General features: G+C 39.5%; 18 protein-coding genes. 7 read left to right on the top strand and 11 right to left on the bottom strand.

The window, feature by feature from the left end; genetic code table 11:
- Positions 1–9: 9 nt before the first annotated feature.
- From ACLHK8_RS08075 to ACLHK8_RS08050, 6 genes are all read right to left on the bottom strand, one after another.
- Positions 10–438, bottom strand: coding sequence for a DHH family phosphoesterase (locus ACLHK8_RS08075; RefSeq protein ID WP_434520291.1), 429 nt, complete (start codon positions 436–438; stop codon positions 10–12).
- A 141-nt stretch (positions 439–579) separates the two neighbouring features.
- Positions 580–966 (bottom strand): DHH family phosphoesterase, encoded by a 387-nt coding sequence (locus ACLHK8_RS08070; protein ID WP_434520290.1) that lies wholly within the window; start codon positions 964–966, stop codon positions 580–582.
- A gap of 24 nt (positions 967–990) precedes the next feature.
- Positions 991–1,602, bottom strand: coding sequence for an adenylyl-sulfate kinase (gene cysC, locus ACLHK8_RS08065; RefSeq protein ID WP_057772687.1), 612 nt, complete (start codon positions 1,600–1,602; stop codon positions 991–993).
- A 9-nt stretch (positions 1,603–1,611) separates the two neighbouring features.
- Entirely contained in the window at positions 1,612–2,763 is a 1,152-nt protein-coding gene (gene sat, locus ACLHK8_RS08060) for a sulfate adenylyltransferase (RefSeq protein ID WP_434520289.1), read from the bottom strand.
- Between the two features lie 36 nt (positions 2,764–2,799).
- Complete coding sequence (locus ACLHK8_RS08055) at positions 2,800–4,296, bottom strand: sulfotransferase family protein (protein ID WP_063698497.1); 1,497 nt, start codon at positions 4,294–4,296, stop codon at positions 2,800–2,802.
- Positions 4,297–4,340: 44 nt separating this feature from the next.
- On the bottom strand, positions 4,341–6,110 hold the full coding sequence (locus ACLHK8_RS08050; protein ID WP_231908621.1) for an SLC13 family permease: 1,770 nt from the start codon (positions 6,108–6,110) through the stop codon (positions 4,341–4,343).
- 210 nt (positions 6,111–6,320) lie between these two features.
- Between ACLHK8_RS08050 and ACLHK8_RS08045 the strand changes: the two genes are divergently transcribed.
- Together ACLHK8_RS08045 and ACLHK8_RS08040 are read left to right on the top strand one after the other, a co-directional pair.
- Positions 6,321–6,578: a transposase gene (locus ACLHK8_RS08045; RefSeq protein WP_017866964.1), complete on the top strand. Its 258-nt coding sequence runs from the start codon at positions 6,321–6,323 to the stop codon at positions 6,576–6,578.
- Positions 6,563–7,447 carry an IS3 family transposase gene (locus tag ACLHK8_RS08040; RefSeq protein WP_320532096.1) on the top strand — a complete coding sequence of 295 codons (885 nt, stop codon included), beginning with the start codon at positions 6,563–6,565 and terminating at the stop codon, positions 7,445–7,447. Before ACLHK8_RS08045 ends, ACLHK8_RS08040 begins: the two co-directional genes overlap by 16 nt.
- 340 nt (positions 7,448–7,787) lie before the next feature.
- Here the strand turns inward: ACLHK8_RS08040 and ACLHK8_RS08035 are convergent, their stop codons facing one another.
- Both ACLHK8_RS08035 and ACLHK8_RS08030 read right to left on the bottom strand, forming a co-directional pair.
- The gene (locus tag ACLHK8_RS08035; RefSeq protein WP_057772685.1) at positions 7,788–7,991 is read right to left on the bottom strand and encodes a PLD nuclease N-terminal domain-containing protein; all 204 of its coding nucleotides are present in this window, start codon (positions 7,989–7,991) and stop codon (positions 7,788–7,790) included.
- 83 nt (positions 7,992–8,074) lie between these two features.
- The gene (locus ACLHK8_RS08030) at positions 8,075–9,589 is read right to left on the bottom strand and encodes a gluconokinase (RefSeq protein WP_434520288.1); all 1,515 of its coding nucleotides are present in this window, start codon (positions 9,587–9,589) and stop codon (positions 8,075–8,077) included.
- Between the two features lie 141 nt (positions 9,590–9,730).
- Between ACLHK8_RS08030 and ACLHK8_RS08025 the strand changes: the two genes are divergently transcribed.
- Genes ACLHK8_RS08025 through ACLHK8_RS08015 form a run of 3 tightly spaced genes read left to right on the top strand, consistent with a single transcriptional unit; the run spans position 9,731 to position 10,879 of the window.
- Positions 9,731–10,375 (top strand): NAD(P)-dependent oxidoreductase, encoded by a 645-nt coding sequence (locus ACLHK8_RS08025; RefSeq protein ID WP_057772682.1) that lies wholly within the window; start codon positions 9,731–9,733, stop codon positions 10,373–10,375.
- 21 nt (positions 10,376–10,396) lie between these two features.
- The gene (locus ACLHK8_RS08020) at positions 10,397–10,687 is read left to right on the top strand and encodes a nucleoside 2-deoxyribosyltransferase (RefSeq protein WP_434520287.1); all 291 of its coding nucleotides are present in this window, start codon (positions 10,397–10,399) and stop codon (positions 10,685–10,687) included.
- 36 nt (positions 10,688–10,723) lie between these two features.
- Positions 10,724–10,879 (top strand): hypothetical protein, encoded by a 156-nt coding sequence (locus ACLHK8_RS08015; RefSeq protein WP_434520286.1) that lies wholly within the window; start codon positions 10,724–10,726, stop codon positions 10,877–10,879.
- 50 nt (positions 10,880–10,929) lie between these two features.
- Here ACLHK8_RS08015 and ACLHK8_RS08010 read toward each other — a convergent pair whose 3' ends face one another.
- Positions 10,930–11,682: an alpha/beta hydrolase gene (locus ACLHK8_RS08010; RefSeq protein ID WP_063698549.1), complete on the bottom strand. Its 753-nt coding sequence runs from the start codon at positions 11,680–11,682 to the stop codon at positions 10,930–10,932.
- A gap of 101 nt (positions 11,683–11,783) precedes the next feature.
- The gene (locus tag ACLHK8_RS08005) at positions 11,784–13,412 is read right to left on the bottom strand and encodes an ABC-F family ATP-binding cassette domain-containing protein (RefSeq protein ID WP_057772677.1); all 1,629 of its coding nucleotides are present in this window, start codon (positions 13,410–13,412) and stop codon (positions 11,784–11,786) included.
- Between the two features lie 186 nt (positions 13,413–13,598).
- Between ACLHK8_RS08005 and ACLHK8_RS08000 the strand changes: the two genes are divergently transcribed.
- Positions 13,599–14,270, top strand: coding sequence for a Crp/Fnr family transcriptional regulator (locus ACLHK8_RS08000; RefSeq protein ID WP_057772675.1), 672 nt, complete (start codon positions 13,599–13,601; stop codon positions 14,268–14,270).
- Between the two features lie 10 nt (positions 14,271–14,280).
- On the opposite strand, the gene ACLHK8_RS07995 is transcribed toward ACLHK8_RS08000, so the two are convergent.
- Entirely contained in the window at positions 14,281–14,832 is a 552-nt protein-coding gene (locus ACLHK8_RS07995) for a ferritin-like domain-containing protein (RefSeq protein ID WP_057772673.1), read from the bottom strand.
- 193 nt (positions 14,833–15,025) lie between these two features.
- On the opposite strand from ACLHK8_RS07995, the gene ACLHK8_RS07990 reads away from it, so the two are divergent.
- Positions 15,026–15,889 carry an ROK family protein gene (locus tag ACLHK8_RS07990; RefSeq protein WP_320531986.1) on the top strand — a complete coding sequence of 288 codons (864 nt, stop codon included), beginning with the start codon at positions 15,026–15,028 and terminating at the stop codon, positions 15,887–15,889.
- The last annotated feature ends 32 nt before the right edge of the window (positions 15,890–15,921 follow it).

Here is a 15,921-nt window from a genome sequence, read left to right as displayed (position 1 = left end):
GAAACTCCACTACTTATTAAGTTCACTAATTGGTTTACCAACAAGGGTTTGATACGTTGCTTGAATCAACGCTTCGATTTCTTCTAAGCTATCAACGTATGTGCCACTCGCCAATGGATGGCCACCACCGTTAAACTGACGGGCAATGCCATCAATCGGAATTTTTTTAGATCGAATGTGAACCCGATAATTACCCTCCGGACTTTCGATAAACATCAACCACATTTCAACCTCTTCAAGCTTGCCCGGTAAAGAAACAACTGCATCCTCTTCACCCCAGGCTATCGCATAACTTTTCAAAACCCCTTGGGGAATGATTATACATGCCAGTCCATTTTGATCTACTTCAAGATTGTTCAGCACAAATCCAAACAAGCGGCTCGTCCGCAAATTAATAGCCGTCACTTGATGACTAATAGTAGCTACATCTACGCCCAACCGCCGTAAAGCAGCCGCCGTCGTGAATGTTTCACTCGTTGTGTCAGCCGTAGAAAAATCTACTGTATCACCAACAATTCCTGCATATAAATCATTAGCGACTTGTAAATCAAAAACAAGTTCGGAGCTATCCGTTTGATATCACTTATAAATCAGTTCCGCACAACTAGAAACATCGTCTTCGACCCAGTTAACTTCTTTGCCATAAGGATCCAGGTTCGGGTGATGATCAATCTTAATAGTTGGTGCAACTGGCAATGGCCCATTAATCCGCGCCTGATTCGCACAATCCACCACGATTACTAAATCGTTCACCGTAGGCAAGTTGGTTACGCTCATTTCTTCGCTTATCCATGCCAGAGATGAACTGGGCGAACCAACCGAAAAAATTTGCTTTTCTGGAAACGAAAGCCGCAACATTCTCACCAATCCAGCTTGCGTTCCAATCGCATCGGGATCTGGATTGACATGACGATATATATAAATTCGCTGATGCGCCTTAATTAATGCCATAATTTTCGAAAGCATTTGCCTAATTCATCTCCTTAATTTTTAACCAGCAGTGCAGATGTAGCCATGACTGGTTAGATAATCAATAATTTGTTGAACAGAAGCCTCCAGTGACTGTGTGGAGGTATCAATAGTTATTTCAGGGTTGTTTGGCGTCTCATAGGGAGCGTCAATTCCCGTAAAGCCCTTAATTTCGCCACGACGCGCCTTTTCATAAAGATGTTTCACATCACGATCCTCACAAACCTCAATGGGTGTATCAACAAAAACTTCAATAAACTCCTCATCCCCTAAAATCTCTCGAACATGATCACGGTCTGCCCGATACGGAGAAATAAATGCCGTCAATGTAATTGTGCCTGCGTCAACAAAGAGTTTGGAAACCTCACCGATTCGCCGAATATTTTCAGTGCGATCTTCGGCAGAAAAGCCGAGATTACGATTAAGCCCAAAACGAACGTTATCACCATCTAAAACATAGCTATTAATATTGCGTTCGAAAAGCTGTTTTTCAAGTTCAACTGCAATGGTTGATTTTCCAGAACCAGACAAGCCTGTAAACCAAAGCACAGCACTTTTATGTCCAAACCGCGTTTGTCGTTGTTGCTTATCAACTTTTGTTGCTTGCCAAGTAATATTTTCTGATTTTTCCATCCAGACCCCCTACTTTCTCATACCTTCAATCAAGACTCGCGCCACTTCCGGACGAGAAACTTCCTTTGGCGGAACAATGCCATCCCTTAACATGCCACGGACTTTCGTTCCACTTAAAGAAATATGATCCTCTTCACTATGAGGACAAGTTTTGGCCGTGGCCATTGACCCACATTTTTTACAATAGAAAGAATTTTCAAACTTGAAGAACTGCATGCCCATTTCACTTTCAACTGAAGAAATTAATTCTTGTGCTTCATAGGTGCCATAGTAATCACCAACACCGGCATGGTCACGACCCACAATGAAATGAGTACAGCCATAATTTTTACGGACAATGGCATGTAAGATTGCCTCACGTGGTCCGGCATAGCGCATTGCAGCTGGATAAATTACTAACCGAACCCGATCCTTTGGATAATAGTAACGCAGAATTTCTTGATAACTCTTCATTCGCACATCCGCAGGAATATCATCTGCTTTGGTTTCACCAACCAGTGGATTTAATAATAAACCATCGACACTTTCAAGCGCCGTTTTTTGAATATATTCATGCGCCCGATGAATGGGATTTCGGGTTTGAAAACCAACAATTGTTTTCCAACCCAAATCATGAAACATTTTACGAGTATCGATTGGTTCCATATAGAAATCATTGAACTCACCATGATCTGGCATTTTCAATAATTTAACAGGTCCGCCTAGGTACACAGCCCCCGTGTCATACATTTTTTTGACCCCCGGATGAGCTGCTTCAGTAGTCCCATAAACTTTGGCCGCTTCTAATAATTTATCTGGTTTGAATTTATCAGTCACGGTCATCGTGCCATAGACAGTCCCGTCAGCATCAACCAAAGCAATTTTTTCGCCAACATCGATCAGCAAAGCTCTTTCTTCAGAAACTGGCAACGTAATCGGAATGCTCCAGACCACACCACTAGGCAAATGCATCGTTTTAACAACTGATTTATATTCAGCCTCGGACATAAAGCCAGTTAAGGGACTAAACCCGCCAATTGCCAGCAATTCTAAATCAGAAATGTTCCAATTGTTGATTGTTAGTTTAGGAAGCTTTTCTGCTGTAACAGCAGTTTTTTCTGACAAATCCTTCAAGTTAACTAGTTTCCCACCATGTGGGGTGATTCCATATATTTTATCCATATTATTCTCCATTTCTCTTTTTACTAAACTGATCGTTTATACTGTGCCAATTTTGCGCAATTCAGTCACTTCTTCAGTAGTTTCATGCTGATAACCAGCAAGTTGTTCAGATTCATTATCAGCATCAACAAAATCAATAATCTGCTGGGCTATTTCTGGTTTAGTTAAAGATGATGCTAAAACTACTAAATGGGGATGGTCACTGATTCGATTTAAAACACGGTTATATCTTTTCAGCAGATCTGCTTTGTTTGTACTATCTTTGACCATCGCTTGATCGTCAACTATCAAAATGTTGCGCGTGTCCAACGCCATTTCTTCATTAATGGTCATCAACATTTCAACGATTTCACTGGTTAACGCATCCCCAATTCCCCAAACAGGCTTATATTTGGCAGATTTACGAATATAATTATTTAAGTCTTCTTTAGCCTCAAGATACGCCATACTTTTGTCATAAGTCGCAATAGCTTCCGGTTGCGCAGCTACTCGATCACTAACCGCTTTTTGTAATTTATGAATGCGTCCCGAATTCTTATCATCCATCTGAACGCCATGCTTACTCAACAGCGTATTCACTTGTTTAATTTGATCGGCATTAGATCCATAAACATACGTTGTTTTGCTGTCAATTTTTACATTAAAATCACGATATAAAGACCCATACTTTTCGACGTAACGATCTATTAACTCATTAATCTGCTTATCAAATTTATCCGATGCTAGAAACTCATCATCATTGGCCGCCTGAACGCCTAATAAATACAGTTCTTTTACATCATCTTCCAAATTTTTTTCAGCTTTAAAATCTTCCATACTTTCGCCACTGTCACTTTTTTGCAGATTGGGATCAATAAATCCATCAATTTTATCTTGTAAAACCTGTTCATCTTTTGGCCACGGCAATGTCAGCTGATCTGCAAGGCGATGTAAAGTGGGTAACGTCTTGTGAAAGAGATCTTCGTAACTAACTACAATCCGGGGATATCCTTTTGTATCGCGCAATGAAAGTAAAGTTCGAACTTGCCACTGACGTAAGGCTAAAATCTTATCTCGGTGCCAAGCCCTTGAATTGGAAGCTACCACATCAAGCGGATTACGAATCAAAATAATCTCGGCCGACTCAACAGAAATATCATCTAAAACATGTTGCCACAACTCGATATAATCGTTCATCCGAGGGTCTTTAATGACCAAATATTCTTCTTTTTGAAACTTATCGGAAAGGTACTTAGTCAGATCGGTGCGATCCTTTTTTATTTTGGAACTGTCATAGTACCCTTTAAAGGCTGGACGGTAGCGAATCTTGCTGCCCAACAATTTATGAATTTTAATAACATCTTTATTTTCAAAATAACCTTTGGGATTAATTCGTTTGCTTGGTGCCAACAGATTATCAGTTCCAAGCGAGATACCCATGAAATTAATGCATTTTGTCAAAACTGACGTTCCTGAGCGCCCACTTCCTAAAACTAAAACAGCGCGTTTGGTTCGTAATCCCGGGAATAATTTCTGTAAAATTCGAATAGCCATTTGCATCTTCCTATCTATTTTTATTTTTTTAGGTCATCAATTCTCTAAAAAATAACGTACACATAATATGTGACAAAAACACAAATCACCATACAAATCAGATTTAGTGGCACCCCTACTTTAAAGTAATCCGTAAACTTGTAATGCCCCGGTCCGTATATAATTAGGTTTGTCTGATACCCAATTGGCGTGGAAAAATCCGCCGTTGCAGCAATGGTAATTAACATAGCTAACATCATCACCGGTAGATTCATGTACTTAGCTGCTGAAACAATAATCGGAAACATGATTGATAAGGATGCCGCGTTGGATAAAATGGCTGTTAAAAAATTAGTTATAAAATATAATAAAAACATATAAATAATTGGATTAGCCGAGCCAGTAATATTTGTGAGAGATTTAGCAATAAACTTATCGGCTCCCACATTCGACATTGCCAGTCCCAATCCATAACTGCTGGCCACCAACAACAGCACATTCATATCAACTGCCCGGGTAACATCCTTAATATTGATACATTTTGTAAAAAATAAGATCACACAGACAACCGATAAGGCAACGAAGAGGTCTACAATGCCCATTGTTGACACTGCAATGGCAGCAACAAGCAGCAATACGGGCAAGAAATCTTTATAGCCCTTCTTGTTAACTTTTGTTAATTGCTCATTAAAAACGTGTAAATCTTTCATCGTGTCCAATTGTTCCGGTTCGTTGGTCGTAATTGCGACTAAGTCATCACCAGCTTTTAAATTAATTTTGCCAATTTGGCCGCTTAATTTTGCAGAATCTCGATGGATCGCCATAATGACGCCACCATAAACATCACGAAAATTAGCTGATTTAACCGTTTGATTAATCAAGGCCGAGCTATCTGGAATGGACAGCTCCACAATGTGGGCATGTTCATTTGTGACGTCTTCCATATCGATATGTCCGGTACTTGGAAGCAATCCCGGAATCTGTAGTAAGTCGTTCACCTCGTTCACTGACCCAGTAAAATAAAGTTTGTCAGCCCGTTTAAGCGTCATATCCTCATTAACTGGCACAAGGGGCTGCCCTTCACGATTAATTGCGGCTAGAAAGACGTGGTCCAAGTTACGAAGCCCGGCAGCGCTAATTGTTTGGTTTATATAAGGAAAGTCATCACTAACCGACATTTCAATTAAGTACTCATTTGGTGATTCTATGACACTGTCCACATTGTTATTTTTGTAATTTGGTAACATACGATAACCAAAAGTTACTAAATATAAAATACCAACGATGGTAATCGGAATCCCAATCACCGCAAAGTCAAAAAATCCAAATTGTTGTAAATGATATTTTGAAAGGAGCCCTTGAGCAACCAGGTTAGTGGATGTTCCGATCACTGTGATAAGACCGCTGAGAATCGTCACATAAGACAACGGAATTAAAAATTTGGAGATCGATAAGTTCTTTTTTTTACACCATTTTTGAACCATGGGCGTTAAAGTCGATACAATTGGCGTATTATTCATAAAGGGTGAAAATAGACTCACCGTAGTCAGTAACCGTAATAAGGAACGTTTTTCAGATTTGCCATTTCCCAACACCCGATCAAAAAATCTTGTAATTACGTTACTTTTCGCAATTGAGTAGGCGATAATATACATTAAGGCAATTGTGGCCAGTCCATCATTAGCAAAACCTTCTAAAGCGTCCGCCGGAGACAAAATACCAATCAACATGAGAAAAGCAAGTGCACACAAGATGACGGCATTCGGAGTGGTCACTTCCATGGCCATTAGCACAAAAGTAACGACTAGCGTTACCAGAACAATCGCAATTTGCAAAGTCGTTTTAAATCACTCCAATTTCAGGATTTCGTAATGGTAAGTAAAATAAGAACTAGTCAAGTCATGCTTTTAAGTGGTTCTTAGGATGCTAACAGTTAAATGCTCAGTCTTGCTAACTGAAAATTGTTATATTGATACGCATTGAAGGTAGTATGAAATCATGGACACGATTTAGTATAATTCCATAATAGGAAGGATTGTGTTTTTATGACCAAGAAAAAGTACTCAGTAGATTTTAGAAAAATGATTGTCAAGCTGTACCAGGATGGCGCCCCGGTAGCTGATCTTACAGACGAATATGGTGTATCAAATGTAACTATTTACAAATGGATTAATCTATATAAAGAAGACAAAGGAAGTGGAATTTCCAAATCAGATGTTTTAGCGTTGCAAAAACGTTTGAAACAGCTAGAAAGTGAGAATGACATCTTAAAAAAAGCCTTAACCATATTCGCCAAAAAGTAAACCCAGATGACTGGCAGACAGCCGTTGATATTAATTTGAAGCACCATAGTATCAAAGAAACCTGTAAAGTACTCTCAGTTCCACGCTCAACTTACTATGAACATCAGCAGAATCATGTATCGCCACAAGCCAAGCGTCGTAAGACACTTAGCCAGTCGATTAAACGCATTTACTTTAATTCTAGACGTATCTACGGGGCACCTAAAATTCTAAAAGCGTTACAAAAAGAAGGTAAGACTGTCAGTATTAAGCTAGTTCAACGATTAATGCGCCAAATGGGGTTAAAATCAATCACGCGCAAGAAGTGGCATTATCAACAAACTAATGATATTGATGCGACTGATTATTCAAATATACTCGCGCAAGATTTTCGTACAACCAGTCCAAATCAAAAGTGGTGTGCAGACATAACTTATATTCACACCAAAGCCAATGGCTGGTGTTATTTATCAAGCATTCAGGATTTATATTCACGTAAAATCATTGCCCATAAAATCAGCCGTCATATGACTGCTGATCTTGTGATCAGCACTTTTCAACAAGCCTTTGAAACTAGAAAGACGACTAATAACTTAATTGTGCATACCGATCTGGGTAGCCAGTACCGCAGTGCTGGCTTTGAACAGATCTTAGCGCAACACCATATTCGCCATTCTTATAGCAAGCGTGGCTGTCCCTATGACAATTCATGTTTGGAATCATTTCACGCCAGTTTGAAAAAAGAAGAGGTTTACCAACACCATTATCAGGATTTTGAAGAAGCAAATGCTGCAATATTCAGCTACATTGAGAGCTTTTATAACAGTGCTCGAATTCACAGTAGCATTGATTATTTAACTCCAAATGAAAAGGAAAAATTAGTCGCTTAAATTATACATAAAATGTGTCCAGATTCTTGACCTAAATCCACATCACTTACTAATAACGTTGTAAAGAATTGTAATCCACGCATATGAACTAACGGGGTAGAATAATTGAGGATTGCTTGAGGATTTAGCGTATTTTTGAATCAAATTCGAATACTTTGCGAACCTCTAATCTTATTCATTAGTTCAATTCTATTAAAAAAGCCCGCCAATCCACTGCTTCCAGCTTGAATTCAAAAAAACATCATATGTTAATTTTCTCTAAACTAAAAAAGCAGTAGTTAGTTTAACCGCAATCTCGCGATCAAACTAACTACTGCTTATTATTTTTTATTAACTATTATTAATCCGTTTTAACTTTACCAAAACCATAATAAGACAACGCGCCAAACGGTGGTAATACAAATACCAACGCACTCCAGATCAATTTATTTCCTCGTTTGAATTCATGGCTTTTTAGAATATCTATGAATGCAAATAATTGAATAAATCCTCCTAATACAACAATTGGCCAGTACTCTTTTTTAAATTCATGCTTCTTTCCCATTACGACCACACTCCTTTTATAATAAATACTAGTAACTTAATGCTAGTATGAACTAATAGGGAACCGTTTGCAATCCTGATACTCTAGTCTAAATACTTTTGTTGAAACGCTGCAATCTTAGCGTATTCTGGTTCACCCAAGCGACTCGTTTCCGACCAAATTTTCATAAATTCTTGATACCGTTTGGCGCGCGTTTGATCTGGGAGCCATTGTTTCGCACTTGATAATAACTGATGCACTTCCGTCAAATCAGATACTAATCCCAGACTATGCATCCCCATTACGGCGGCACCCAGGGCTGAGCCTTCATGATTATCTAAAACCGTTACCGGCTGGTCAAAACAGTCCGTTAAGATTTGAAGCCACAGATCGGCTTGCGAAAAGCCACCGGTTGCTTGAATACTCGTAATCGGCCCGGCAACTTGCTTGATTCTTTGAGCCACTTCATACAAATTCAAGACGATCCCTTCGAGGACGGCCCGAATCATATCTGCTTGCGTGTGCTGACGCGTCAATCCAAAAAACGTCCCACGAGCATTCGCGTCCCAAATTGGGGCCCGTTCACCGCCCAAGTATGGCAAGAAAATCAGCCCATGTGCCGCTGGGACTGATTGAGCTGCCAACTGCATTAACTCTGGATAGGTAGGTTTCTCAGCTTTAGAAAACCATTGGTCTCGAACCCAACGTAAAATAATGCCACCATTGTTTACCGGTCCGCCAACTAACCAACGCCCTTTTCCTAACACATAACAAAATAATTTTCCTTGTGGATCAAACACTGGATGATCAACTACCATCCGGACCGCACCGCTGGTTCCAATACTTACGGCTAATTTACCCGAAGAAATCGCATCAACCCCTAAATTAGCTAAAGCCCCATCACTGCTCCCGATGATGAATGGTACATCTGCTTTTAGCCCCATCCGTTGGGCGTTCAATTCGCTTAAACCTGTGAGCTGTGTTTCAGTATCCACCAGCCTAGGCAATTGTTCTTTAGAAATTCCGGCAGTTTCTAACGCCTGTGGATCCCAATCTAGCGTATGTAAATTAAGTAATCCCGTCGCCGAAGCCAGTCCATAGTCCATCACGTAACGACCAAATAACTTGAACAACACGTAATCTTTAATACCAATAAACTTTGCTGCTTTCGCAAATAAATTTGGTTGTTCCTGACGAAACCACATAATTTTAGTTAAGGGGGTCATCGGATGATTTGGCGTTCCTGTTTTCATATACAATGATTTCGCCACACCATTCTCTTGCAATGCCGCACTGGCTTTTTCTGACCGATTATCTGCCCAGGTCATCACCCGCGTTAAAGGCCGGTTGTTCTGATCCATTAAAATCAGACTGTGCATAGCAGCCGATAAGGAAACACCAACTAGCACAAATTTTTCTGTTTTGGTTGATTTCAAGACATCGTGAATTCCTTGAATAACAGCCGAAAAAATCTGTTCAGGGTCTTCTTCTGCCATTCCTGGTTGATCCTGATGTAACGGATAACCAATATTTTGACTAGCCAAGACATTGCCCTGCAGATCAAATAAAATTGTTTTTGTGCTTGTTGTCCCAATATCAACGCCAATGATTGCTTTCATGAACTTTCTCCTATGTATTTCAATCTAAATCCGATCAAATTTTTATAAACTATTTACTAACATTCGGTTATGATTTGCTTTATAATTTTAATTATAGATGTTCAACAAAATTTTACCAACTATTGAAGGGACGTTTTTAATATGAAAATTGGAATTATTGGTGCCACAGGAAAAGCCGGGTCAAAGATTACACAGGAAGCCTTAAATCGAGGCCATCAAGTTACTGTGCTCGTACGAAATGCTGACAAAGCTAAAAAAATGTTTGCCGATACCGTCACAGTTATTGAAAAAAACGCCTTCGATCTTACCAAACAAGATTTCGCCGGACTAGATGTGATCGTTAACGCTTTTAGTGTGCCAGTAGGAAAGCACCTTGCTTATCGGCATATTGATTTGGCCGCCCAGCTCATTCAACTCTTTCGCGAAACTGATTCCCCACGCTTAGTCTTTATTCTTGGTGGTGGCAGTCTCCAAACAAAGGACGGTTTATTGGTCGATCAATTACAAAAGATGCCTAACTCTGAAGGCTGGATTGATACTCCCCAATCTCAATTACATGAGCTCAACTTTTTACGCACCGTTACCAATGTCAACTGGGTAGGTGTTTCCCCTTCTGCAAATTTTGTAGATGGACCCAAGACTGCTTATGTACGCGGATCTGATGAACTATTGTTTGATGAAAATAATAAATCAGAAGTTTCCTCTGGCACAATGGCAGCCGCAATTTTAGATGAGCTCGAAAAACCAAGTATCCACCAAGCACGTTTCACTGTTCGCAATAAATAAACAAACTAAAGGAGAACTTCAATGCAACCCAAATCCGTATACCTAGCTGGACCATTTTTTAGTGAAGGCCAAAATTACCGTGTAAATACAGTTAAAAGCCTGCTTGAAAACAATCAAACAATCAACTCAGAAGCAATATTTCTTCCTGGTAAGGATGAATATACTGCCGCAGAGGTAGGTTCCTTTGAATGGCAAATTGCCACTTTCAACGCCGATATTCGCCAAATTGATCAAGCTGATCTCGTGGTCGCTATTTTAGATTATGAATTAGAGGAAGATAAACATGTTCCCGATTCTGGCACCATTTGGTAATGTGGCTATGCTCATGGGCAACACAAACCGGTCATCTTGGTTCGTTTCGATAAAAATGAGAAACAAGCCATCAATTTAATGCTTGCCGGCAGTTATACGGCGATGTTTAATGGTGAAACGGATATTGCTAATTTAGCAACCTACGATTTTTACAATCTCCAGAATAAATATGTGCCTTTAGATGTAGTTTAAATATAAGTTTTTTAACAAAAAAAGGAATTCCAAGTTGGAATTCCTTTTTTCTAATTAGAATTTTTAAAGAAATCAGTCACTGCCTGTAAGGCTTGCTTACGAGCTTTATACTCAAATCGATGTGAGCCACCTTCAACAATATGCAGTTCACTATTTTGATAAACCTGGTGATACCGCTCCGAAGCTTTTTTATTCACCACAGTATCTGCGTCCCCATGAATTAAACAAACCGGTCCAGTATACTGCTTTGCAACTTCATAAATTGGTAACGTTTGGGCCGTTCTCAGATAAAATCCGCCCACCATTAAGCCCTTTTTAATTGGTAATGTATCTGGAATTTGGTTTGGATTATACGCTGTTCCTTGTAAATCACCTTTTTGAGCATCTTCTTTTAGAGTCGCTGCAGGTGCCAGTAGCGCAAGTTTAGAAATATATTCCGGATAATAACCTGCCAGCATGCTGGCAACCACGCCACCCTGTGAATGACCAATTAAATAGATCTTTCGAACGTGCGGTAAATTCCTGGTAAAAGTTAAAATGGCACTTCCATCAGCAATTTCATTTAAAACTGTCATATCTTGAAATTGACCATCGCTCTTGCCGTGCCCATTAAAATCAAAACGAATGGTGGCAATTCCTTGCTCATGCAATTTTTTTGCGACTTGTTCCAACAAATCGGTCTTTTGATAACCTAAGTTACCAGTAAAACCATGCATCAGAATTGCGATATCGTATTCATCAGTATCTGGTGTTTCTAATAACCCCCGTAAGATTAACCCATCTCGTTTAACTTCAACGTTCATTCTAAAGACTTCCCTTTCTAATGACATCAAATATTCATACAAGCACATCTTAGCAGGATTTTCATTCTTTTTCAGTTTCTAGCTCTTAGAAAACTATTAAATTAGTCAGCGTATAATGCTTCGACCTGTTTTTGAATATCCTTATGGTCCATAAATTCTTCATAACTTGTCTCAGAACGATCGACAGCCCCTTTATCGGAAATTTCGATAATGTGGTCAGCAATTGTTTGAATAACCTGACGATCATGAGAAGTTAAAATGATGGAACCTGTAAAATTAATCAACCCGTCATTTAACGAGGTAATTGATTCCAAATCTAGATGATTAGTTGGATCATCCATTAAGAGAACGTTAGATTTACTTAACATCATCTTGGACAACATACAACGAACTTTTTCACCACCAGAGAGCTTTGTAATCGATTTGTTGACATCTTCACCGGAGAACAACATCTTGCCTAAGAAGCCACGTAAGAATGTGTTATCACTCTCTTCTTTAGAGGCAAACTGACGTAACCACTCGATGATATCTAAACTTTCGTCTTCAAAATAGGCATTAATGTCTCGGGGTAAATAACTTCTAGAAGCTGTCTGTCCCCAAGTTACCGTTCCAGTATCTGGTTCCATTTCACCTGCAATAATTTGTAGCAAAGTGGTTGTCGCAACATCATTACGACTTAACAAAGCAGCTTTTTCGCCAGGTTTTACAGTGAAAGTAATATTATCTAAAATCTTCACACCATCAATTGACTTTGAAAGCTTGTCCACACGAAGCAAGTCATTTCCCAATTCACGTTCTGGCGTGAAACTGATAAATGGATATTTACGCGTAGATGGCTGGATGTCGTCCAACGTGATTTTCTCCAATTGCTTCTTTCGTGAAGTAGCTTGTTTTGATTTCGAGGCATTGGCACTGAAACGCGCCACGAATTCTTGTAACTCCTTCATTTTTTCTTCTTTTTTGGCATTTGCATTTTCTGTTAACTTAGCTGCCAATTGGCTGGATTCCATCCAAAAGTCATAATTTCCTACATATAATTTGATCTTACCGAAATCCACATCACACATCATGGTACAAACTTCATTTAAGAAATGACGGTCATGAGACACGACAATAACAGTATTTTGGAAATCACCCAAGAAGTTTTCCAACCAAGTAATCGATTGGGCGTCCAAACCATTGGTAGGTTCATCCAAAACCAAAATATCAGGTTCACCGAATAATGCCTGGCCCAAAAGGACTTTCACTTTTTCACTTTCGGTTAACTCGCTCATTTTCTGGTTCTGCATGGTTTCGTCAATGCCGAGTTGTTGCAGTAATTGAGCTGCATCAGATTCGGCATTCCAGCCATCCATTTCAGCAAATTCACCTTCAAGTTCACCGGCCCGGATTCCGTCCGCATCAGTGAAATCAGCTTTTGCGTACAAAGCATCTTTTTCCTGCATAATTTTGTAGAGCTTTTTATGGCCCATAATGACAGTATCCAGCACTTTTTCTGTCTCGAATGCATAATGATCCTGTTCCAAACTGGACATCCGTTCGTTGTCAGAAATAGAAATATGACCTGACGTTGGCTGTAATTTACCTTCTAATATTTTTAAGAAGGTTGATTTTCCGGCCCCGTTAGCACCAATAATGCCGTAGCAATTTCCAGGTGTAAACTTCAAATTAACATTTTCATAGAGCTTGCGATCTGAAAATTGCATACTCATATCGGTAACTGTTATCATTTATTTTCCTCACTTTATTTCTTTTTCAAGTTAATTCACAATTCCTAAAATGTATCACAAAACAGCCTATGAAAGCAAGCCATTCGGGCTATTCGGGCAATTTTAACTCAAGTAAACGTTTCATTTCACTAGTCTGCACTTTCATGCTATTCTTTAGGTACTTAAATCTATGAACGAGGTCACATCATGCAAAAATCTGAACACGATTGTATCAAATTAGTTCCCCTCTTTGATCACTTACCAGATGAAGATGTCGCAAAAATCGAAGCAATCATCAATCATAAACATTACGCAGCCGGCGAATCCCTCTTTCTTGACGGCGATGATTTAGATACCTTAATGATCGTCGCGAACGGTCAAGTTAAGGTTTCTAAAGTTGCTGCCAACGGACGTGAACAACTTCTCTACCTATTACAAACTGGTGATTTTGATGGTGAAGGAGCCCTTTTCCAAGACAAAACCCGCACTTCATCTGCAGTTGCTTTAATTCCAACCGCAGTTTGCCAAATCAGTCGGAAAAACTTTCAAAAATTACTATCCCAATCACCAAGCATCAGTATGAATTTGATTAACGAATTCGGCCAGCGCATCTCATCGCTCGAAAAAAGGACTACCGAGGCCACAACAGAAAGTGTTGAAGCGCGCATTGGCAGTTACCTAGTTGAAACAGGAGCTAGCTTAGAACAAGATACGTTTAAATTACCTATCAAAAAAAAGGACCTTGCCATTTATCTCGGCACTACTCCCGAAACAGTTAGTCGAAAACTAACCGATTTCGAGAATAGAGGCTGGATTGCACAAGGTCCTCAAAAACAAATTAAATTGTTGGATAAGGATTCACTAGTTTTGTTAGACTAATTAACCTTTTCTAATCTTCGTCGTCATCATCGTCTTCTTCTAGTCCATCGCCAGCAGCATTGCCGACCATGGCTTGAAGCAACCGAATTGACCGATTATCGTCCCCACGTAATTGTTCCATATAATTACGTAATGCGGGACGATTTTCATTTTCTGCTAGTTTAATAGCGCGATCAACAAACAAATTTTGCGTGACAAAGTCTTGAACGTTTTCGCTTACCATTTCTTCAGCAGAAAAATATTTATTTTTGCCATTTTCACCAATCATAGAATATTCACTATATTCTGCGGTTGTTGAAGATGGTTTTTCATTTTCATCTAGTAATAGTTCACCAACCTCATCATAATGACGTCGGTTTTCTGCAATCAATGTTTGATAGGCTTGTCGAATGGCTGGGGTGCTTAAGCCCTTCACATACCATGCTGTTTGATGTAGCTTAGCGTCTAGTACCGTAAAGTTTGAAACAATATGATTCACCATGGCACCTGCGGTTGGGACGTGATGATCAATATCTGACTGTTTTTGTTCTGCTGCAAATAATTCTTCTGGGGTTTCTGACATTTTTTGTTCCTCCTAATTTCTTAATATGTTTATATTGTATCGACCTACTCACCTAATTAAATTGACTGAGATCAAGTTTTTAAAATAAACGTCTCCCGGATGCTCGGTTTTTTGTTACGCGCTTATGCTATAATCATCTTGTTAGCGATTACAAAAAACAAATAATAATGATTTACATAGGAGGAGAATTTTTATGAAATTAGGTGCAATTGAAGCTGGTGGAACTAAGTTTGTATGTGCAGTAAGTGATGGTGATTTTAATGTAGAGGATCGGACCCAATTTCCGACCACAACTCCAGATGAAACTATGGCGCAGGTCTTCGCTTATTTTGACCAACATCCAGTTGATGCGGTTGGTATTGGCTCATTTGGCCCCGTTTCTTTAAATGAAGATGCTGCCGATTTTGGTTTTATCACCAACACCCCAAAGCTGGCTTGGAAAAATTATGATTTTCTTGGTGCAATGAAGACGCATTTTGATATTCCATTTTACTTTACAACTGATGTCAATGTCGCAGCCTATGGTGAATACCAAGCTGGCGCAGGTCGCGGGAAACAAAATATTTTATATTGGACAGTTGGAACTGGCGTTGGTGCGAGCTACATTCAAGACGGCAAATTTCTTCAAGGATTTAGCCATCCAGAAATGGGTCATATTTTGTTAAGACACGATCCTCGTGATCACGATTTTGAAGGTGTCTGCCCATATCACGGTGACTGTTTTGAAGGCTTGGCCGCGGGACCCGCAATCGAAAAACGTTTTGGTAAAAAGGGCTTTGAACTAGATCCTAGTGATGAGTTCTGGGAAATCGAAGCTAATTACATTGCGCAAGCTTGTGTCAACGCCACTTTGATTTTACGTCCAGACGTGATTATCTTTGGCGGTGGCGTGATGAAACAAGAACAATTATTCCCCCAGATTCAAGCATCGTTTGTGAAACAATTAGCAGATTATGTTGACACTCCAGAAATTTCTAATTACATTGTCCACGTTGAACTTGGTGACGATGCCGGAATTACTGGCGCGCTAATGTTAGCAAAAAAAGCTCTTAAATAGGTTCACATAAAAAGTTCTGACTGGTTCAGAAC

Source organism: Pediococcus sp. M21F004 (genome assembly GCF_051122535.1).
GTDB lineage: Bacteria > Bacillota > Bacilli > Lactobacillales > Lactobacillaceae > Pediococcus > Pediococcus inopinatus.
This window is presented reverse-complemented; position numbering and strand designations above follow the sequence as displayed.

Bases quoted from the DNA above. Each gene is read 5' to 3' on its own strand.
- ACLHK8_RS08055 (WP_063698497.1), bottom strand. From the start codon at position 4,296: ATGGCTATTCGAATTTTACAGAAATTATTCCCGGGATTACGAACCAAA.
- ACLHK8_RS08010 (WP_063698549.1), bottom strand. From the start codon at position 11,682: ATGAACGTTGAAGTTAAACGAGATGGGTTAATCTTACGGGGGTTATTA.
- ACLHK8_RS08030 (WP_434520288.1), bottom strand. From the start codon at position 9,589: ATGAAAGCAATCATTGGCGTTGATATTGGGACAACAAGCACAAAAACA.
- ACLHK8_RS08025 (WP_057772682.1), top strand. From the start codon at position 9,731: ATGAAAATTGGAATTATTGGTGCCACAGGAAAAGCCGGGTCAAAGATT.
- cysC (WP_057772687.1), bottom strand. From the start codon at position 1,602: ATGGAAAAATCAGAAAATATTACTTGGCAAGCAACAAAAGTTGATAAG.
- ACLHK8_RS08000 (WP_057772675.1), top strand. From the start codon at position 13,599: ATGCAAAAATCTGAACACGATTGTATCAAATTAGTTCCCCTCTTTGAT.
- ACLHK8_RS08070 (WP_434520290.1), bottom strand. From the start codon at position 966: ATGCTTTCGAAAATTATGGCATTAATTAAGGCGCATCAGCGAATTTAT.
- ACLHK8_RS07995 (WP_057772673.1), bottom strand. From the start codon at position 14,832: ATGTCAGAAACCCCAGAAGAATTATTTGCAGCAGAACAAAAACAGTCA.
- ACLHK8_RS08020 (WP_434520287.1), top strand. From the start codon at position 10,397: ATGCAACCCAAATCCGTATACCTAGCTGGACCATTTTTTAGTGAAGGC.
- ACLHK8_RS08045 (WP_017866964.1), top strand. From the start codon at position 6,321: ATGACCAAGAAAAAGTACTCAGTAGATTTTAGAAAAATGATTGTCAAG.
- ACLHK8_RS08005 (WP_057772677.1), bottom strand. From the start codon at position 13,412: ATGATAACAGTTACCGATATGAGTATGCAATTTTCAGATCGCAAGCTC.
- sat (WP_434520289.1), bottom strand. From the start codon at position 2,763: ATGGATAAAATATATGGAATCACCCCACATGGTGGGAAACTAGTTAAC.
- ACLHK8_RS07990 (WP_320531986.1), top strand. From the start codon at position 15,026: ATGAAATTAGGTGCAATTGAAGCTGGTGGAACTAAGTTTGTATGTGCA.
- ACLHK8_RS08035 (WP_057772685.1), bottom strand. From the start codon at position 7,991: ATGGGAAAGAAGCATGAATTTAAAAAAGAGTACTGGCCAATTGTTGTA.